Below are 18,520 nucleotides of genomic sequence, written 5' to 3' on the forward strand. Positions count from 1 at the left end.
GCTGATGTTTGACCATGACAATGATGTTGTGATTTCCAGCAGAATTAGACTTGCCAGAAATTTAAGCGATATTCCATTTCCGTCTGTCATGACGGAAAGTGAGGCAGAAAAAGTTAAAGAATCAGTGAAAAAGGCCATATTTGACAGTAAGACGATACTCTCAACGCAGTTTTTAGAGTACGACATGAAAAAAATAACTCCTCTTGAGAGGCAATCCCTTGTTGAAAGACATTTGATAAGCCCTGATCTTGCCCAAAATACTAAAAACGGCAGTGCTCTTATAAAGAACGACGGCACTGTAAGCATATTGATAAATGAAGAGGATCATTTAAGGATTCAGACTATATTTAATGGGCTTAATTTAAAAGAAGCTTGGGATCTGGCAGACAAGATTGATGATTTGATTGAGGAAAACATAAGCTATGCTTTTGACGAAAAGTTAGGTTATCTTACGGCATGTCCTACAAATGTAGGAACAGGTATAAGAGCGTCTGTGATGGTACATCTGCCGGCACTTACTATAACTGGACAGATAGGCAATGTTCTAAACTCCGTATCTAAAATCGGAATAGCAGTAAGAGGCATGTATGGTGAGGGGACTCAATCGTTAGGCGATATTTACCAGATATCAAATCAAGTTACATTAGGTCAAAGTGAAATAGACATAATAGAAAACCTTGAAGGCATTGTAAAGCAGATTATATCCAATGAGAGAAAATCAAGAGAGGATCTTTACAAGAAGAGAAAAGTGCAGATTGAAGACAGAATAGGTAGATCATACGGTCTTTTGACAAATGCAAAGGTAATGTCTACTCAAGAATTCATGAAGCTTATTTCAGACGTTAGATTAGGTGCTGTTTTAAACATTGTAAATTTGGACATTCAAAAGATAGATGAGATAACAACACATATTCAGCCTGGAAACCTACAAAAAATAATAGGGAAACAGTTAGAGCCATATGAAAGGGATATTAAGAGGGCTGAGTATGTATCAAAATTGATTAAAGGATAAAAATTTAGGAGGTGTTTTTATGGCAATGTTTGGCAGATTTTCGGAAAAAGCACAAAAAGTGCTTTATCAAGCACAGGAGGAAGCTCGCTCACTTTACCACAATTACGTGGGAACGGAGCATATCCTTTTAGGACTTATTAAAGAAGAAGATGGAATAGCATCGCGGGTTTTAAAAAGCCTTGGTGTCACTTACGAAGATATAAGAGCAAAGGTAGAATCACTTATTGGAATGGGAAATGTGCCTGGCGATGTGGTAGGATATACGCCAAGAGCAAAGAGGGTTTTAGAGCTTAGCTTTGCTGAGGCCAGAAGGTTTAATACAAATTACATCGGAACAGAGCACATCTTATTGGGACTTATTAGAGAAGGTGAAGGCGTAGCAGTAAGGATTTTGATGGAGTTAGGTGTAGATTTCAACAGAGTCAGAGAAGAAATAGTAAAGATGGTAAGCGAAGAACCTTCTGGCACTACAAATAAAGCGCAAAGAGCTAAGAATACAAATACACCTAACTTGAATCAGTTTGGAAGAGATCTTACAGAACTTGCAAGGGAAGGAAAGCTTGATCCTGTCATTGGACGCGAAAAGGAGATAGAAAGAGTAATACAGATTTTAAGCAGAAGGACTAAAAACAATCCATGCCTTATTGGCGAACCTGGGGTCGGTAAGACTGCAATCGCCGAAGGATTGGCAGAGGCCATCGAAAGTGGTACTATACCGGAGATTTTAAAGGGCAAACGGGTTGTAACATTAGATATGGCTTCAATGGTTGCAGGCACAAAGTATAGAGGAGAATTTGAGGATAGGCTGAAAAATGTATTGAATGAGGTCATCAAGGCAGGAAATGTCATACTTTTTATAGATGAGCTTCACACTATAATAGGTGCTGGTGCGGCAGAAGGTGCCATAGACGCATCTAATATCTTAAAACCAGCCCTTGCGAGAGGAGAGATACAAGTCATTGGTGCTACTACAATCGATGAATACAGAAAGTACATTGAAAAAGATCCTGCTCTCGAAAGGAGATTTCAACCTATAATGGTTGAAGAGCCTTCTGTTGAAGAAACGATAGAAATATTAAAAGGACTTAGGGACAAGTATGAAGCACATCACAGGATAAAGATTACTGATGAAGCGATTGAAGCAGCAGCAAAACTTTCACACAGGTATATAACAGATAGATTCCTTCCTGATAAGGCTATAGACCTTATAGATGAAGCTGCGTCGCGAGTCAGACTTAAGACAGTTACAGCACCGCCAGAGATAAAAGAATTGGAAGATAAATTAAATATGCTTAATAAAGATAAAGAAGAGGCTATAAGGACACAAGAGTACGAAAAAGCCGCTAAGATAAGAGATGAAGAACAAAAAGTTAAAGAGCAACTGGAAAACTTAAAATCAAAATGGCAGCAGAATTCATTAGTTAAAGAAAAAAGCGTTGGAGCTGAAGAAATTTCACAAATTGTATCCCTTTGGACTGGCATTCCAACACAGAAGCTTGCACAAGAAGAATCTGAAAGGCTTTTGCATTTGGAAGAGATACTGCATAAACGCGTAATAGGACAGGATGAAGCGGTGGACGCGGTGGCAAGAGCAATAAGGAGGGCAAGAGTTGGACTTAAGGATCCGAAAAGACCTATTGGATCGTTTATATTCTTAGGACCTACAGGTGTCGGAAAGACAGAGCTTAGCAAAGCGTTAGCAGAAGCCATGTTTGGAGACGAATCAGCGATAGTCAGAATAGATATGTCTGAGTACATGGAAAAATTCTCTGTATCAAGGCTTATCGGTTCTCCTCCAGGATATGTTGGATATGAAGAAGGTGGAGAGCTTACAGAAAAAATAAGAAGAAAGCCATATTCTGTAATTTTGTTTGACGAAATTGAAAAAGCTCATCCAGATGTGTTTAATATATTGTTGCAAATATTGGATGATGGAAGGCTGACAGATTCAAAAGGCAGAACGGTAGATTTCAAAAATACACTCATAATAATGACTTCCAATGTTGGAGCACAGCTTATTAAGAAGCAGACGACTTTAGGTTTTATGCCTGAAAGCAACGCAGAAAAAGAATCGTACGAAAAGATGAAGGAAAACATCTTAGAGGAGCTTAAAAAATCATTTAGGCCTGAATTTTTAAACAGGATTGATGATATCATCGTATTCCGTCAACTGACGCAGGATGACATAAGGAAGATTACTGATTTGATGATCGCTGATTTGAATAAGAGGCTTAAAGATAACAACATAAGCCTTGAATTTACAGATGATGCAAAAGAAGAACTTCTTAAAGAGGGCTATGATGTGACTTACGGTGCAAGGCCATTGAGAAGGGCTATACAGAAAGTTGTTGAAAGTGAGCTTTCTGAGCTTATGCTGAAAGGCGAAATAAAATCTGGAGATAAAGTTTTAGTTAAATTAAAAGACGGTAAATTTGATTTTACGAAAGTTTAAGTATAATTGGATACTCTCTTAAGTGAGGGTATCCAATTTTTATATTTCAATGTGATATAATTTTAGTGATAGATATACATGGAAAGTCGGTGGAAATGTGAAAAAAGATAAGACTAAATTTATCTGCCAACAGTGCGGATTTGAAAGCACAAAGTGGATGGGAAAGTGTCCTAATTGCGATGAATGGAATTCGTTTGTGGAAGAGGTAGTTGAAGACAGCGACAAAAAGTCGCAAGAAAGCGTACTTACATCAAAAGTTGAGCTTTTAAAAGATATAGAGGCAAAGGATGAAGACCGCATAAAAACAGGGATTGGCGAATTTGACAGGGTATTAGGCGGTGGTGTTGTAAAAGGGTCTCTTGTTTTAATTGGGGGAGAACCCGGCATCGGCAAGTCAACCATGCTTTTGCAGATATCGGACGTGATGTCTAATTTCACAAAGGTTTTGTACATTTCGGGGGAAGAATCATCAAGCCAGATAAAAATGAGAGCAGATAGAATCATAAAAGGCAAGCAGGAGATATACTTCTTGGCCGAAACTAACATAAACAATGTTGAAAGGCACGTAGAAAAGATATCGCCTGGTTTTATTATAGTTGATTCAATCCAGACTATGTATGCAGATGAAAGTACAACTATACCAGGCAGCGTGTCGCAAGTAAGGCAAGTTACGCAGCATCTTCTAAGGCTATCAAAGCAAAACGGTATCACTGTATTCATAATAGGTCATGTAACTAAGGAAGGCTCTATAGCAGGTCCCAGAGTGTTGGAGCATATGGTAGATACTGTATTGTACTTTGAAGGTGATAGGACGCAGTCATTTAGGATATTGAGAGCTTACAAGAACAGATTTGGTTCTACAAATGAAATAGGTGTATTTGAAATGGAATCAGAAGGTTTAAAAGAGGTAAAGAATCCTTCTGAAGTGCTTTTGTCTGGGAGAGATTTAAATGCTCCGGGTCTTGCTGTAATAAGCTCTATGGAGGGCACGAGACCAATTTTATTAGAGGTTCAATCACTTATTTGCCATACCAATTTTGGGTTACCAAGAAGGATGTCCACAGGCATAGATTACAACAAATTTGTGCTTTTATTGGCTGTGTTGGAAAAGAAATGTGGGATAAATTTTTCGCAATCAGACGTATACTTAAATATAGCTGGTGGATTGAAAGTACAAGAGCCTGCAGCCGATTTAGGAATAGTTGCAGCTTTAATATCAGGGTATTTAAATATTCCTATCTCTAATGACATCTGTTTTTCTGGTGAAGTTGGACTGATAGGCGAAGTAAGACCTGTAAGCAATTTGGAGAGAAGGATAAGTGAAGCTAAAAAGATGGGGTTTAAAACAATAGTAGTGCCACAGATGAAGGTAGAAAATAATTACGATATGAACATAAAAAAGATTAAAAACATCGTAGAACTTACAGATGTTATTGCAAAATAAAAAGTGGGTCTATCCCCACCAAATTACAACATATTGAAAACTCCCAGAGTATTAAGCTCTTTATCTTTTTTAAGCAATATATCGTAGAAATTTAAACCAAGCGTGTTGCAAAGTGCTATTATATAAAATATGTTGTTGCCGATTTCGGTTTCCAAAACTTCACGGCAATTATCGCACAACTGACCATCCACATGTGTTTTAATGTACTTATGTGCGTCTTCTATCATGGCGTCTTCAGGGATTTCTTGTTTTTGTGCATTGATTTTTAGACAGCCGCACTCTGTAACAGATTTTGCTACTGCTCTGTTGACCCTGGCACTGCTTTCTTGAATTTTTGTCAAAATATCGAGAATGCTTTTGTGACGTATTAGGTATTCTTCTACTGTGTTTTGTAGATCATCGACTATTATATCCTTCATGGTTATGCCACTCCCGTTTCTTTAAATCTTAAGTTAATTATATACTTGTAAATGTTGCGTTGTCAATATTTACACGAAATAACATTTATAGCATGACTAAATTTTTTGTAAATTGACAATGTTTATCTATAAGTAGTATACTTTTATTAAAGAAGCCCTATACATGTAAAATTTGTTATGTGCATTTATAAAATTTCCCCATTGACTTATAATTAGTGGCATTTTTGATAATAATAGAAGTGGAGGTGAATATATGTTATACAAAATTGTAAGAGGAATTATTTCGATAGTCGGCTTAGGAGTGGGATTTGAAGCGGCTTATTTGTCTTTGGCCGTATTGAAGCTGCAAAAACTAATGGATTTGACATTGACGAGTATTACATCAATCATTGTATACGCTGTTGGGGCTTTGATAGGCGGAATCATATTTTTTATTTTTTCTCCTAAACTTATTAAATGGGGAAAAGATTTCGAAGGTTGGCTTGAGACAGCGCTTCAAAAATCGCCGATATACGATATCTTAGTTGGCGCTTTTGGATTAATCATTGGATTGATTTTGGCAAATCTTATTAGTGCTCCCATTTATCAACTTCCGTTTGTAGGGAAGGTTATTCCTATAATAATCAGTGTGTTTTTCGGTTACCTTGGAATAAGCATATCATTGAAGAAAAAAGATGAATTTATGAATTTGTTTGCGATAGTGAAAAAGATGGGACAGCAAAAATCGCAAAAAGTAGAGATAAGTGAAATACCAAAAATTCTCGATACCAGTGTCATAATAGATGGCAGGATTTTTGATATATGTAAAACGGGGTTTGTAGAAGGACCACTTATTATACCTAATTTTGTGCTGGAGGAATTGAGGCATATAGCTGATTCATCTGATTCATTAAAGAGGAATAGAGGCAGAAGAGGCCTTGATGTATTAAACAAAATACAAAAGGAATTGGACATGAAGGTGCAGATTGTAGATAAGGATGTGGACGCATCCGAAGTAGACACGAAACTTTTAAGGCTTGCCAAGATGATGAATGGGAAAGTCATAACAAATGATTATAATTTGAATAAAGTAGCTGAATTTCAAGGCGTACCTGTCCTTAATATAAATGAACTTTCAAATGCAGTAAAGCCTGTGGTGCTTCCTGGGGAAGAGATGGTCGTTCAAGTTATAAAGGATGGTAAGGAATCTGGTCAAGGCATAGCGTACCTTGACGATGGTACTATGATCGTAGTAGACGGTGGCAAAAAACACATAGGTGATACGTTGGACGTTCTTGTAACAAGCGTTTTGCAGACTGCAGCAGGTAGAATGATATTTGCCAAGCCGAAGCAAACAGATCAAGAAAAAGCTATGTGATTTTTTAAGGCATTTTCTTTTTGAAGATGCCTTTTTTATTTTGTCGATGGCGGAAAAATGGTGAATGTGATATAATTTTACCAGTATATTTTTTGTAGAGGGTGCATTATGTTTATTAGTGCAATAATTGTTGCTGCTGGTAAAGGCAGAAGAATGGGTACAAAATTAAACAAGGTTTTTTTGAAATTAAACGGAAAGCCTGTTCTGTACTATACTCTAAATGTCTTTGAAAAATTATTGGAACTTAATGAGATAGTTTTAGTAGTGTCTAATGAGGACATAGATTACTGCAGACGGGAAATAGTCGATAAATATAATTTTAAAAAGGTAAGGCGGATAGTTGCCGGTGGAATGGAGAGGCAGGAATCTGTTTTCAATGGGTTAAAGGCTGTGGACAGCAGATGCGACATAGTGATGATACATGATGGAGCAAGACCTTTTATCGACAAAACCACACTAAAAAAGGGCATAGAAGAGTCTAAACTTCACAGTGCTGTAGGTATTGCTGTTCCAGTGAAAGATACTATAAAGGTAGTTGACGATGACAATTTTGTAGTGTCTACACCTGACAGGACAAATCTTATGGCCATCCAAACGCCACAAATTTTTGAATACAGGCTTATATACGAGGCACATTTAAAAGCGATGGAAGATGGTTTTTTAGGTACAGATGATACTGTCCTTGTAGAGAGACTTGGACATAAAGTAAAGCTTGTGGAAGGAAGTTATAGAAATATAAAGATTACTACGCCTGAGGATTTGATAATATCTGAAGCTTTCTTAAATACAATATATCAATAACATTATTATTTTAACCTCATATAATTATAGCAAAAGATGCTTAAATTATATGAGGTGATTGTGATGAGAAGGCCTCTTGTATTTATTCACGGAATATTTGGCTCCATGTATGTTCCTACGCTTGTCGGCAAAGCATGGGGGTTTGGACCTGCAGGTTATATATACGATTCTTTCATTGAAAATTTAAAATCATTGGGATACATGGAAGGCAAGAATCTCTTTATCTGCTATTATGAGTGGTGGAAGGATATACCTGAGTGCGTAAACACACTTATGTCTAAGATAAATGAGGCAAGAATAAAAAATAATTGCGATAAAGTCGATGTTGTATGCCACAGCATGGGTGGTTTACTTCTTAGAAGCTATGTGCAAGGAAATTTTTACAGAAATGATGTAGGTAAAGTCGTCTTTTTATCTTCTCCCCATTATGGAGCTGCTAATGCATATTATGCGTGGGAAGGCGGTGCAGTTCCTCCTGACAACGATGAGGATTTTTTGAATATACTTTTAAAAGGATTTATCTGGGCTATAGGCAAAATAAAAGGGGAGAAAGATGAGCTTATGATAATAAGAAGATACATTCCATCTATAAAATCTCTCATGCCCAGTGCTGAATACGGAAACTACGTTTTTAAATACCCGATTAAAAACAACAAGATCGTGTTTAAAAATATACTTTACATGAAAGAACAGAATGGCTTTTTAAATGAATTAAACAGCTCAATTGATAAATTTTATGAAAGAGCCGATGAAGTTTACGTTTTTTCAGGAAATGGTATATACACGAATAAATTCATTCAAGTTGCTGATAGTGACGATAGCGTATTGTGGCCTGACGGTCGGGCTGTTGGTGTTGTCAGAGATGATAAAGGGGATGGAACCGTATTGATTAAAAGTGCTTTAGGAGTTGAGGGAAATAAATATGTCTTGAATGCAGGCCATGGAGGAATATTAAATGCTTCTATTCCGCATCTAAAAGAAATACTGGGCGTAGAAGAAGCACCTAAGGCAAGTGTTTTGGAAAAGGTATTGTCTTTTGTAAATATATTGACAGATAGCAAAGTCATTGTGCTTGACAGAGGGCAAAAACTTAAAAAGTACAATGTCTTTGGAAAAGTAAATTGGTACATGGCTATTAATGAAGAAGGGGAATACCACTTTTCTTCACCAGACTTTGCAGCAAGGTCTATCATGATTCATACCAATAAAGGTTTTGCTGTTAAAACAATAAAGCAAAAAGACAGATTTAGGAAGTCTGAAACTCGTCTTTTTGTGGATAGAAATGGTAATTTTGAGTTTAAGGGATAGGAGTGTTTTTATGAGAGTCGGTATTGGATATGACGTACACAGATTAGAGGCGGGAAGAAAATTGATATTGGGCGGTGTACAGATTCCGTACGTTAAGGGGCTTTTAGGTCATTCAGATGCCGATGTCCTTATACATGCTGTCATTGACGCAATTCTCGGTGCTGCAGGGTTAGGCGATATAGGAACTCATTTCCCTGACTCCGAATGGATCTATAAGGATATAGACAGCACTGTGCTCCTTAAGAAGACATTAGATTTGATAAAAGACAAATTTTTTATAAACAATATTGACTGCATCATTGTAGCTCAGGAACCAAAATTGGCACCGTATAAAGATGCTATATCCAAAAATCTGTCGAAAGTTTTAAATATTGGGATTGACAGAGTTAACATTAAAGCAAAGACCGAAGAAGGTCTTGGATTCACAGGTAGAAAAGAAGGAATTGCTGCGTACGCGATAGCAAGTCTTTCTGAAAAATGTATTGACAGTTAAAATTAAATTAAATAAAATACAAACATGATAAATATTAGGAGGTAGACGATGAGATTATCACAATTGTTTATACCAACGATGAGAGAAGTGCCAGCGGAAGCTGAGATACCAAGCCATATTCTCATGTTAAAAGCTGCCATGATGAGAAAACTTGCATCAGGTGTGTACATTTATTTGCCGCTTGGCAAAAGAGTCCTTAAGAAGATTGAAGAAATCGTGAGGGAAGAGATGGACAGAGCGGGGGCACAGGAAGTGCTTATGTCTGCCATAATACCTGCGGAACTTTTAAAAGAATCCGGCAGATGGGATGTTTTTGGACCTGAGATGTTTAAGCTAAAGGATAGAAATGAAAGGGAATTTTGCTTAGGCCCTACGCATGAAGAAGTTTTTACAGACCTTATAAGAAATGATGTAAAGTCATACAGGCAGCTTCCACTGACAATATATCAGATTCAGACGAAGTATAGAGATGAGAGGCGGCCCAGATTTGGGGTCATGAGGTCTCGCGAATTTATAATGAAAGATGCCTACAGCTTTGATGTCGATTGGGATGGACTGGATGTATCTTTTGATAAGATGTACGATGCTTACTGCAGGATATTTGACAGGTGCGGCTTAAAGTATACTGTCGTTGAAGCTGATACAGGTGCTATGGGTGGAAAGGATTCTAAAGAATTTATGGTGACATCTAATGTTGGAGAAGCAGTAATTGCCTATTGCGACAACTGCGGCTATGCTGCCAATGAAGAAAAGGCGGAATGCACTGTACAAAACACAATTGACGAAGAGATGAGGCCATTGGAAAAAATTTATACGCCTGATGTAAAGACGATTGATGAACTTGTGTCGCATTTGGATGTTGAAGCGGAAAGATTTGTAAAGACATTGATATACAAGTACAAGAATAAGGTAGCTGCGGTGCTTATAAGAGGCGACAGGGAAGTAAATATTGTAAAACTGGCGAATCTTTTAAATGTAAGCGAAAATGATGTTGAATTGGCTGATGAAGAAACTGTAAAGAAAGTCACATCTGCCAATGTGGGATTTGCTGGTCCTATTGGACTCAAAGATGACGTAATGCTTATAGCAGATGCAGAAATACCTGCCATGAGAAATGTCATCGTCGGCGCTAATGAGACAGACTACCATTTAAAAAATGTCAATTATGGAAGGGATTTTAAAGCAGATGTAGTATCAGACGTCAGAAAAGTTGTAGATGGCGATAAATGCCCGAAATGTGGCAGTCCTTTAAAACTTGACAGAGGAATTGAAGTAGGGCACATTTTTAAATTAGGCACAAAATATTCTGATGCATTAGGTGCAAATTATATAGATGAAAACGGCAATGAAAAGCCTATAATAATGGGTTGTTACGGCATAGGGTTAAACAGAATTGCGGCTGCTGCAATAGAGCAAAATCACGATGATAAAGGTATCATTTGGCCAATGTCTATAGCACCATATCATGTCATAATCGTACCTGTAAATGTGTCAAATGATGTACAAAGAGATCTTTCAGAGAAATTGTACGATGAATTATCGAAGGCTGGCATTGAGGTTTTGATTGATGACAGGGATTTGAGAGCTGGCGTAAAATTTAATGATGCCGATTTGTTAGGTATACCTATTAGAATAACAGTGGGAAAGAAAGCTGAAGACAATATAGTTGAGCTGAAATTAAGAAGAGAAGAAAAGCCCATAGAATTAAAATACGATGAAGTTTTAGGCAAAGTCAAAGAATTGATCAGTGAAAATATGTAGGAGCTAAATGCTCCTTTTTTGCATAATATTTTAAGAATGACAAAAAAATAAAGTAGGAAAGGAGTGGTTTAATGTCTATTTACATAATGGGCATTTCTGTCGATAAAAGATCGGATTTTGCACCAAAAGTGCAAGAAGTATTGACGAAGCACGGACAAAACATATTGGCCAGGTTTGGAATACACGATGACAGTGATGATAATGGGCTTATAACGTTAAATATCAGAGGGGATGAGAAGTATATAAATGAATTTTCAAAAGAGCTTACAAGCATTCCATCTGTCAAAGTAAATCACATGACGGTTAAATGATTAAAGGGATAGGAGACTATCCCTTTATTACTTTACGCATTACTTACTTTAGGCGTTAGAATATATAATATTGCCGTTTTTATGAAAACATATTGTAAGTGTGAAATAAAATTTGTATAATGGTATATGATGAATACAAAAGATGGAGATGGCTATATGGAAAAGAGAGTTAGGTTTGCACCAAGCCCTACTGGTGCTATTCACATAGGAAATATCCGCACTGCGCTATTTAATTATTTATTTTCAAGAAGTGAAGGCGCTAAGCTTATATTGAGGATAGAAGATACGGATTTAACGAGGTCTTCTAAGGACTTTGAAAAGTTGATATTCAAAGAGTTAAGCTGGCTTGGCATAGAATGGGATGAAGGGCCTGACAAACCTGGTGAATACGGACCATACAGGCAAAGCGAAAGGCTTCACATATACAATGAATACGCAGAAAAGCTTATAAAAGAAGGCAAAGCCTACAGATGTTACTGTACTCCTGAAGAGCTGGATAAAGACAGAGAGGAATCTGTTAAAAGAGGAGATATACCGAGGTATTCGGGAAGGTGTCGGCATTTGACTAAAGAACAGGAAGAGGAGTATTTGCGGCAAGGAAGGAAACCTTCCATTAGATTCATAATTCCTGATGATGTTACAATATCATTTGATGATATGATAAAGGGAAAGATCGAAATTAACTCAGACACGCTTGGCGGTGACATGATAATAGTAAAATCTGACGGCATGCCAACTTATAACTTTGCAGTCGTTGTAGATGATACTCTTATGAAAATAACCCATGTCATAAGAGGTGAAGATCATATTTACAATACTCCTAAACAGCTTCTCATTTATGAGGCACTTGGCTTTAAGCCACCTGTATTTGCTCATGCGCCTCTTATCTTGGGACCAGACAGGAATAAGCTTTCTAAAAGACATGGGAATACTTACATTGGACAATACAGGGAAATGGGGTATTTACCTGAAGCGATGTTTAACTTTTTGTCGCTTTTAAGTTGGTCTCCAGATGACAATGTTGAATTGATGTCTAAAGATGAAATAATTAAAAAATTTAATTTCAATAAGATTCACAGTGCTAATCCTGTTTTTGACATAGAAAAATTGAATTGGATGAATCAACATTACATTCAGATGAGTCCTATTGAAAGAATTGTAGATTTAAGCTTGCCACATCTTAAAGAGGCAGGTTATATTGGCGAAAATGTGGATGAGGCTAAGTACGAATGGCTAAAAAAGGTTGTTTCACTTTTTAAAGATGGCTTGCACTATGTGGCTGAACTGAAAGACAAAGCAAAGATGTTCTTTGTTGATGATTTTGAATACAATAGCGAAGTAAAAGAAACTTTGCTGTCAAGTGATGCTAAGAATGTACTGACGGCGTTTAAAGAGGAAATTGAAAATATGGATGAAGTTACAGAAGAGGGCATAAAAGAACTGCTAAAGATGTTGCAAAAGAAGATAGGAGTTAAAGGAAAAGCGTTTTTCATGCCTATAAGATTTGCTTTAACAGGGCAAGATCATGGGCCTGAACTTGTGATGATAATTCCTCTTTTAGGCAAACAGAAAATATTGCAAAGGATAGATAAAGCCTTAAAGTTAATATCGTAAATGTGATGATTGGGAGAGTAGCATAATAGATTCCAAAAGAGAGGAGCTGTCGTGGGCTGAAAGCAGCTTCTGGATATATTGTGTGAAGTGCACCCATGAGCAATGCGCATTGTCGCACGGGTATCCGTTATAAATACAAGTGGAGTTTACTCAATCAGAGTGGAACCGCGAGCCCCCCTCGTCTCTGGATGATGGGGGATTTTTTTATTAATTATTTATTAAAAAGGGGATTGGTTATAATGTTTAAAACATTGAAGGAGGACATTAAAATAGTGTTTGAGAGGGATCCTGCTGCAAAAAGCGTGTTAGAAGTAGTTTTATGCTATCCGGGATTCCATGCTATAATATTTCATAGAATTGCACACTACTTATACAATAAAAATCTGTTGCTGATATCAAGGCTCATTTCACAATTTAGTAGGTTTTTAACTGGAATAGAAATACACCCAGGTGCTAAAATAGGCAAGGGATTTTTTATAGATCACGGAATGGGCGTAGTGATAGGGGAAACGACAGAAATAGGAGATAACGTGACGCTGTACCAAGGAGTTACATTAGGTGGCACTGGGAAGGATAAGGGTAAGAGGCATCCTACTATAGGCAATAATGTAGTTGTTGGAAGTGGTGCAAAAGTCTTAGGGCCTATAAAGATAGGCGATAATACGAAGATAGGTGCAGGTGCCGTAGTGCTGCATGACATTCCACCAAATTGCACTGTTGTCGGTGTTCCTGGACATTGCGTAAAAAAAGACAACGTGAGAGTAAGTCCGGCATCCAAAGTAAATGTGGATTTAGAACATGGAAAGTTGCCTGATCCAATAGAAGATGAAATAAGAAGGTTAAAAGCCAGAATCAAAAGATTAGAAACATATATAAACAATGTGGAGGATGATAGAGATGAAGATTTATAATACGCTTACCAGAAAAAAAGAAGAATTCGTGCCATTGAACGATAATGTTGTTAATATGTATGTGTGCGGACCTACTGTGTACAATTTTATCCATATAGGCAACGCGAGAGCATTTATTGTCTTTGATACTGTCAGGAGGTATCTGGAATATAAGGGTTATAAAGTAAACTATGTACAGAACTTTACAGATATAGATGATAAACTCATAAAAAGATCCCATGAAGAAAACACAACTGTAAAAGAATTAGCTGATAGGTATATTGAAGAATATTTCAAAGATGCTGATAGCTTAGGAATAAAAAGAGCAACGTTTCATCCAAGGGCTACAGAAAACATCAAAGAAATAATTGAGTTTGTGAAAAAGCTTATTGATAAAGGATTTGCCTATGAAAAAGATGGGAATGTGTACTACGATACGACGAAATTCAAAGATTATGGGAAGCTTTCACATAAAAATATAGATGAATTAAAGGCTGGGGCACGAATAGAGGTAAATGAAGACAAGAAAAATCCCACAGATTTCGTCCTTTGGAAGGCTGCAAAAGAAGGAGAACCATATTGGGACAGTCCATGGGGTAAAGGCAGGCCTGGTTGGCATATTGAGTGCTCAACAATGTCCACAAAGTTCTTAGGTAAAACCCTCGATATACATGCAGGTGGTCCTGATCTCATATTTCCACATCATGAAAATGAGATTGCTCAGAGTGAAGCCGCAAATGATGCAGAGTTTGCAAAGTATTGGATGCACATAGGATACTTAAACATCAATAATGAAAAAATGTCCAAATCGAAAAACAATTTTTTCACTGTAAGAGACGTAATCAGCCAATATGATCCTGAAGTTTTGAGGTTTTTCATGTTGATGTCACACTACAGAAACCCAATCAATTATAGTCAAGACCTCATAGAGCAAGCAAAGAACGGGTATTTAAGATTAAGCAATACTGTTTACAACTTGCAACACCTTTTAGATGTGGCAGAAGATAGGCAATTAAGCGATGAAGAAAAGGCGTACAAAGAGAAATATGAAGAGTATAGAAGAAAGTTTGAAGAAGCGATGGATGACGATTTTAATACTGCTGACGCTATATCGGTTATCTTTGAGATGGTTAGGGATATTAATTCAAATATAGATGGAAATTCTCCAAAAGAATTGATAAAATATATATTAGATGTTTTCTTGAATTTATCTTCTGTTCTTGGCATAACTTATAAAAAGAAAGAGCTATTGGATGACGAGATCAAAGAACTGATAGAAAAGCGTCAAGAAGCAAGAAAGGCAAAGAACTGGGCAGAAGCTGATAGAATAAGAGATGAATTGAAAAAACAGGGTATAGTATTGGAGGATACACCTAACGGAGTAAGGTGGAAGAGAGTTTGATGAATCTTTTTACAAAGGATGGCAAAGTTTTTACAAAAAAAGATGTCATGAATTTATCGCCGCTTATTATGGCCTTTATCGGCGATAGCGTTTATGATTTGTTTATAAGGACGAATATTTCAGCAAAGGGGAATAGACCCATAAACAAAATTCACAGAGAATGTGTTAAGTACGTAAAAGCGTCATCACAGTCTGAGATTTTAAAAAATCTTTATGATATATTTGATGAAGAGGAAAAGGATATAATAAGAAGAGGAAGAAATGTAAAGAGTGCTACTATTCCAAAGCATGCCGGTATCGAAGAATACCGGCAGGCTACCGCCTTTGAGGCTTTACTTGGCTATTTGTATCTTTTGGGAAGATATGATAGGCTTGATGAAATACTAAATTACGCATTAAACTATAATATAAATGAGGGTTAATTATGAAAGAAAATGAAAATATAATATACGGAAGGAATCCTGTGTTAGAAGCGATTAACAGCGGACGAGAGATTGAAAAAATATATGTTTCAAAAAGTGCTAAAGGGAATATTTCTAAAATTATAAAATCTGCAAGGGATAAAAATATAATCGTATCAACTGCAGACAATGTGACATTAGACAAGATGTCCGGAAACGGCAACCATCAAGGAGTAGTCGCATTGTGCTCCCTCTACAAGTATTGTGATGTTGAAGACATACTGGAGTATGCCAATGAGAAAGGCGAAAAACCTTTTATTCTGTTATTGGACGGGATAACAGACACGCACAACTTTGGAGCCATAATAAGGACTGCAGAAGCTTTTTCAGCACATGGGATTGTAATCCCAAAGAGAAGATCTGCTGTGGTAAACAGCACGGTTGTAAAGACATCAGCAGGTGCAACTGAGTACATGAAAATTGCAAAAGTATCAAACATAAACAATGCTATAAATAACCTGAAGAAACAAGGTGTATGGATTGTAGGCAGCAGCGTGGATGCAAAAGAGGACTTTAGCAATGTTGATTATGATCAGCCTATAGCCATAGTCATTGGCAGCGAAGGTGAAGGAATATCTGAGCTTGTTAAAAAGAACTGTGATTATCTTGTAAAGATACCGATGATGGGCAATATGAACTCGTTGAATGCATCGGTTGCAGCATCTATTTTCATGTATGAAGTTGTACGACAGAGGATTGGTAAGGCGTGATTTGATGTATATGGTGATTGATGGGTATAACGTGATAAACAATTGGCAGGATCTAAAGCTTGAGGCAAGAAATAACCTTGAAGACGCCAGACAAAAGTTGATAGACATACTTCAAAATTTCAGGGGATATACGGGATTTAATATAATACTCGTCTTTGATGCGATGTATGCTAAAGGGAAACAACAAAACAAGGAATATCACAATGGAATTGAAGTTGTGTATACGAAGGAAGGCGAATCTGCTGACAGCTATATTGAAGGACTGATAAAGGAAATAATCAAAAAAGACAAAGTAGTTGTAGTAACTTCTGATTGGATATTGCAGCAAGTCGTATTAGGTCAAGGTGCTATAAGGATGTCATCAAGAGAATTATACGAAGAATTGAATAATTATTTAGAAGATAAGAAGAAATTTTATACTAAAGATGACAAGAAAGACAGCATTGAATCAAGACTTTCAGAAGAAATTATAGAAAGGCTTAAGAAAATGGCTGAGTGACAAAAATATTCTTCGTTACAATCTTGACTACAATCTCTATTAAAAGTATAATTATTTATGTGAACTTGGCCTATAAGCGGAGGCGATTTTTGTGAAATCGGGGGCACAAATAGATCTATACAATGTTTTTTCGTCAATGGATGAAGGTGATGTTGTAGAAGAGGCTCAGAGAGGTAATGAAGCAGCACTGGAATTTATCATTGACAAGTACTATTCTTTTGTCAAGGCAAAGGCTCGTTCCTACTTTTTGGTTGGTGCGGATAAGGAAGATATAGTGCAGGAAGGCATGATCGGGTTATACAAAGCTATTCGCGATTTTAAAAGCGACAAGCTGTCATCGTTTAAAGCTTTTGCTGAGCTGTGCATAACGAGGCAAATGATAACTGCCATCAAGACAGCCACTAGGCAAAAACATATTCCTCTTAATTCTTACGTTTCTTTAAATAAGCCGATCTTCGAGGAGGAGTCAGATAGAACATTGATGGACGTTGTGTCCAGTGAATGTATATCTGATCCTGAAGAGTTAATAATAAACCGAGAGGAATACGTTAACATCGAAAACAAGATCGGTGAGATGTTGAGCGACCTTGAATGGGAAGTGCTGATATCATACCTTGATGGAAAATCGTATCAGGAGATTGCTGTTGAGCTTAGAAGACATGTAAAATCGATAGATAATGCCCTCCAAAGAGTAAAAAGAAAGCTTGAAAGATATCTTGAGATGAGAAATAGTTAAGTATTGACATTTCAAAGCTTTTATAGTAGAATTTAAAATTGATGCAAAATATGATTGCCCACGTAGCTCAGTCGGCAGAGCGTCGCCTTGGTAAGGCGGAGGTCACCGGTTCAATCCCGGTCATGGGCTCCAATTTTATTTTTTTGTATTTAAGTTTTAAAACATAGAAACGCGTGGATGAGTTTATTAAAGTAGGAGGAAAAGAAATGGCAAAGCAAAAATTCGAAAGAAAGAAACCCCATGCAAACATAGGGACAATAGGACACGTAGACCATGGCAAAACGACATTAACATCAGCAATAACGATAGTATTGTCAAAACAAGGAATGGCACAAGCGACAGCATACGATGAAATAGACAAAGCACCAGAAGAAAAAGCAAGAGGAATCACAATAAACACAATGCACGTAGAGTACGAGACAGAGAAAAGGCACTATGCCCATGTTGACTGTCCGGGACACGCAGACTACGTAAAGAACATGATAACAGGAGCAGCGCAGATGGACGGAGCGATACTTGTAGTATCAGCAGCAGACGGTCCAATGCCACAGACAAGAGAGCACATCCTGTTAGCAAGACAGGTAGGCGTGCCATACATCGTAGTATTCTTAAACAAAGCAGACATGGTAGACGACCAAGAATTAATCGAATTAGTAGAGATGGAAGTAAGAGAGCTGTTAAATGAATATGAATTCCCAGGAGATGACACACCGATAGTAGTAGGTTCAGCATTAAAAGCAATGGAATGCGGATGCGGACAAAGAGACTGTCAATGGTGTGGCAAGATATGGGACTTAATGGATGCAGTTGACAGTTATATACCAACACCAGAAAGAGACGTAGACAAACC

At 37.1% G+C, this 18,520-nt stretch carries 18 protein-coding genes, 1 tRNA gene and 1 other annotated feature; of the genes, 18 read left to right on the forward strand and 1 reads right to left on the reverse strand.

The genetic code is table 11. From position 1 onward, the window contains the following. Positions 1-4 precede the first annotated feature (4 nt). The 3 genes from HNR52_RS01920 to radA all read left to right on the forward strand — a co-directional run bounded on the left by HNR52_RS01920 (position 5) and on the right by radA (position 4,908). Entirely contained in the window at positions 5-1,012 is a 1,008-nt protein-coding gene (locus HNR52_RS01920) for a protein arginine kinase (protein ID WP_013787117.1), read from the forward strand. 19 nt (positions 1,013-1,031) lie between these two features. Next, positions 1,032-3,464 (forward strand): ATP-dependent Clp protease ATP-binding subunit, encoded by a 2,433-nt coding sequence (locus HNR52_RS01925; RefSeq protein ID WP_013787118.1) that lies wholly within the window; start codon positions 1,032-1,034, stop codon positions 3,462-3,464. 97 nt (positions 3,465-3,561) lie between these two features. Beyond that, the gene (radA, locus tag HNR52_RS01930) at positions 3,562-4,908 is read left to right on the forward strand and encodes a DNA repair protein RadA (RefSeq protein ID WP_435619535.1); all 1,347 of its coding nucleotides are present in this window, start codon (positions 3,562-3,564) and stop codon (positions 4,906-4,908) included. Positions 4,909-4,931: 23 nt separating this feature from the next. On the opposite strand, the gene HNR52_RS01935 is transcribed toward radA, so the two are convergent. Beyond that, positions 4,932-5,327 carry a nucleoside triphosphate pyrophosphohydrolase family protein gene (locus tag HNR52_RS01935; protein WP_013787120.1) on the reverse strand — a complete coding sequence of 132 codons (396 nt, stop codon included), beginning with the start codon at positions 5,325-5,327 and terminating at the stop codon, positions 4,932-4,934. Between the two features lie 253 nt (positions 5,328-5,580). On the opposite strand from HNR52_RS01935, the gene HNR52_RS01940 reads away from it, so the two are divergent. The 15 genes from HNR52_RS01940 to HNR52_RS02010 form a co-directional block, all read left to right on the forward strand. Next, the gene (locus HNR52_RS01940) at positions 5,581-6,684 is read left to right on the forward strand and encodes a PIN/TRAM domain-containing protein (RefSeq protein WP_013787121.1); all 1,104 of its coding nucleotides are present in this window, start codon (positions 5,581-5,583) and stop codon (positions 6,682-6,684) included. 108 nt (positions 6,685-6,792) lie between these two features. Next, positions 6,793-7,485, forward strand: a complete 693-nt coding sequence (gene ispD, locus HNR52_RS01945; RefSeq protein ID WP_435619536.1) for a 2-C-methyl-D-erythritol 4-phosphate cytidylyltransferase — start codon at positions 6,793-6,795, stop codon at positions 7,483-7,485. Between the two features lie 63 nt (positions 7,486-7,548). After that, a complete protein-coding gene (locus HNR52_RS01950) occupies positions 7,549-8,793 on the forward strand; it encodes a lipase family alpha/beta hydrolase (RefSeq protein ID WP_435619537.1) in 1,245 nt (414 codons plus the stop codon). Between the two features lie 10 nt (positions 8,794-8,803). Beyond that, positions 8,804-9,286 (forward strand): 2-C-methyl-D-erythritol 2,4-cyclodiphosphate synthase, encoded by a 483-nt coding sequence (ispF, locus tag HNR52_RS01955; RefSeq protein WP_435619538.1) that lies wholly within the window; start codon positions 8,804-8,806, stop codon positions 9,284-9,286. 48 nt (positions 9,287-9,334) lie between these two features. Beyond that, positions 9,335-11,047, forward strand: a complete 1,713-nt coding sequence (locus HNR52_RS01960; protein WP_435619539.1) for a proline--tRNA ligase — start codon at positions 9,335-9,337, stop codon at positions 11,045-11,047. Between the two features lie 71 nt (positions 11,048-11,118). Beyond that, positions 11,119-11,358 carry a hypothetical protein gene (locus HNR52_RS01965; protein ID WP_435619540.1) on the forward strand — a complete coding sequence of 80 codons (240 nt, stop codon included), beginning with the start codon at positions 11,119-11,121 and terminating at the stop codon, positions 11,356-11,358. 156 nt (positions 11,359-11,514) lie between these two features. Then, the gene (gltX, locus tag HNR52_RS01970) at positions 11,515-12,972 is read left to right on the forward strand and encodes a glutamate--tRNA ligase (protein WP_435619546.1); all 1,458 of its coding nucleotides are present in this window, start codon (positions 11,515-11,517) and stop codon (positions 12,970-12,972) included. Further along, positions 12,969-13,161, forward strand: a binding site (T-box leader). It overlaps the preceding gene by 4 nt. A gap of 50 nt (positions 13,162-13,211) precedes the next feature. Continuing rightward, positions 13,212-13,883 carry a serine O-acetyltransferase EpsC gene (epsC, locus tag HNR52_RS01975; RefSeq protein ID WP_013787128.1) on the forward strand — a complete coding sequence of 224 codons (672 nt, stop codon included), beginning with the start codon at positions 13,212-13,214 and terminating at the stop codon, positions 13,881-13,883. Next, the gene (gene cysS, locus HNR52_RS01980; RefSeq protein WP_013787129.1) at positions 13,870-15,264 is read left to right on the forward strand and encodes a cysteine--tRNA ligase; all 1,395 of its coding nucleotides are present in this window, start codon (positions 13,870-13,872) and stop codon (positions 15,262-15,264) included. Before epsC ends, cysS begins: the two co-directional genes overlap by 14 nt. Then, positions 15,264-15,686: a Mini-ribonuclease 3 gene (locus tag HNR52_RS01985; protein ID WP_013787130.1), complete on the forward strand. Its 423-nt coding sequence runs from the start codon at positions 15,264-15,266 to the stop codon at positions 15,684-15,686. The genes cysS and HNR52_RS01985 overlap by 1 nt, the downstream gene beginning before the upstream one ends. Before the next feature lie 2 nt (positions 15,687-15,688). Then, entirely contained in the window at positions 15,689-16,435 is a 747-nt protein-coding gene (rlmB, locus tag HNR52_RS01990) for a 23S rRNA (guanosine(2251)-2'-O)-methyltransferase RlmB (RefSeq protein ID WP_013787131.1), read from the forward strand. 4 nt (positions 16,436-16,439) lie between these two features. Continuing rightward, positions 16,440-16,934, forward strand: coding sequence for an NYN domain-containing protein (locus HNR52_RS01995; protein ID WP_013787132.1), 495 nt, complete (start codon positions 16,440-16,442; stop codon positions 16,932-16,934). Between the two features lie 91 nt (positions 16,935-17,025). Beyond that, on the forward strand, positions 17,026-17,670 hold the full coding sequence (sigH, locus tag HNR52_RS02000) for an RNA polymerase sporulation sigma factor SigH (protein ID WP_013787133.1): 645 nt from the start codon (positions 17,026-17,028) through the stop codon (positions 17,668-17,670). Between the two features lie 56 nt (positions 17,671-17,726). Then, positions 17,727-17,802: transfer RNA gene (locus HNR52_RS02005), tRNA-Thr, on the forward strand. A gap of 74 nt (positions 17,803-17,876) precedes the next feature. Further along, on the forward strand, positions 17,877-18,520 hold a 644-nt coding region (locus HNR52_RS02010), incomplete at its 3' end, for a GTP-binding protein (RefSeq protein WP_435619541.1).

Origin of the sequence: Thermoanaerobacterium thermosulfurigenes, from assembly GCF_051201035.1 — a bacterium.
In the GTDB taxonomy this organism is placed as follows: Bacteria; Bacillota; Thermoanaerobacteria; order Thermoanaerobacterales; family Thermoanaerobacteraceae; genus Thermoanaerobacterium; species Thermoanaerobacterium thermosulfurigenes.

Excerpts from the sequence above, each read along its gene's own strand:
- HNR52_RS01920 (WP_013787117.1), top strand. The coding sequence starts at position 5 with ATGTTTGACCATGACAATGATGTTGTGATTTCCAGCAGAATTAGACTT.
- HNR52_RS01925 (WP_013787118.1), top strand. The coding sequence starts at position 1,032 with ATGGCAATGTTTGGCAGATTTTCGGAAAAAGCACAAAAAGTGCTTTAT.
- HNR52_RS01935 (WP_013787120.1), bottom strand. The coding sequence starts at position 5,327 with ATGAAGGATATAATAGTCGATGATCTACAAAACACAGTAGAAGAATAC.
- HNR52_RS01940 (WP_013787121.1), top strand. The coding sequence starts at position 5,581 with ATGTTATACAAAATTGTAAGAGGAATTATTTCGATAGTCGGCTTAGGA.
- ispD (WP_435619536.1), top strand. The coding sequence starts at position 6,793 with ATGTTTATTAGTGCAATAATTGTTGCTGCTGGTAAAGGCAGAAGAATG.
- HNR52_RS01950 (WP_435619537.1), top strand. The coding sequence starts at position 7,549 with ATGAGAAGGCCTCTTGTATTTATTCACGGAATATTTGGCTCCATGTAT.
- ispF (WP_435619538.1), top strand. The coding sequence starts at position 8,804 with ATGAGAGTCGGTATTGGATATGACGTACACAGATTAGAGGCGGGAAGA.
- HNR52_RS01960 (WP_435619539.1), top strand. The coding sequence starts at position 9,335 with ATGAGATTATCACAATTGTTTATACCAACGATGAGAGAAGTGCCAGCG.
- HNR52_RS01965 (WP_435619540.1), top strand. The coding sequence starts at position 11,119 with ATGTCTATTTACATAATGGGCATTTCTGTCGATAAAAGATCGGATTTT.
- gltX (WP_435619546.1), top strand. The coding sequence starts at position 11,515 with ATGGAAAAGAGAGTTAGGTTTGCACCAAGCCCTACTGGTGCTATTCAC.
- epsC (WP_013787128.1), top strand. The coding sequence starts at position 13,212 with ATGTTTAAAACATTGAAGGAGGACATTAAAATAGTGTTTGAGAGGGAT.
- cysS (WP_013787129.1), top strand. The coding sequence starts at position 13,870 with ATGAAGATTTATAATACGCTTACCAGAAAAAAAGAAGAATTCGTGCCA.
- HNR52_RS01985 (WP_013787130.1), top strand. The coding sequence starts at position 15,264 with ATGAATCTTTTTACAAAGGATGGCAAAGTTTTTACAAAAAAAGATGTC.
- rlmB (WP_013787131.1), top strand. The coding sequence starts at position 15,689 with ATGAAAGAAAATGAAAATATAATATACGGAAGGAATCCTGTGTTAGAA.
- HNR52_RS01995 (WP_013787132.1), top strand. The coding sequence starts at position 16,440 with ATGTATATGGTGATTGATGGGTATAACGTGATAAACAATTGGCAGGAT.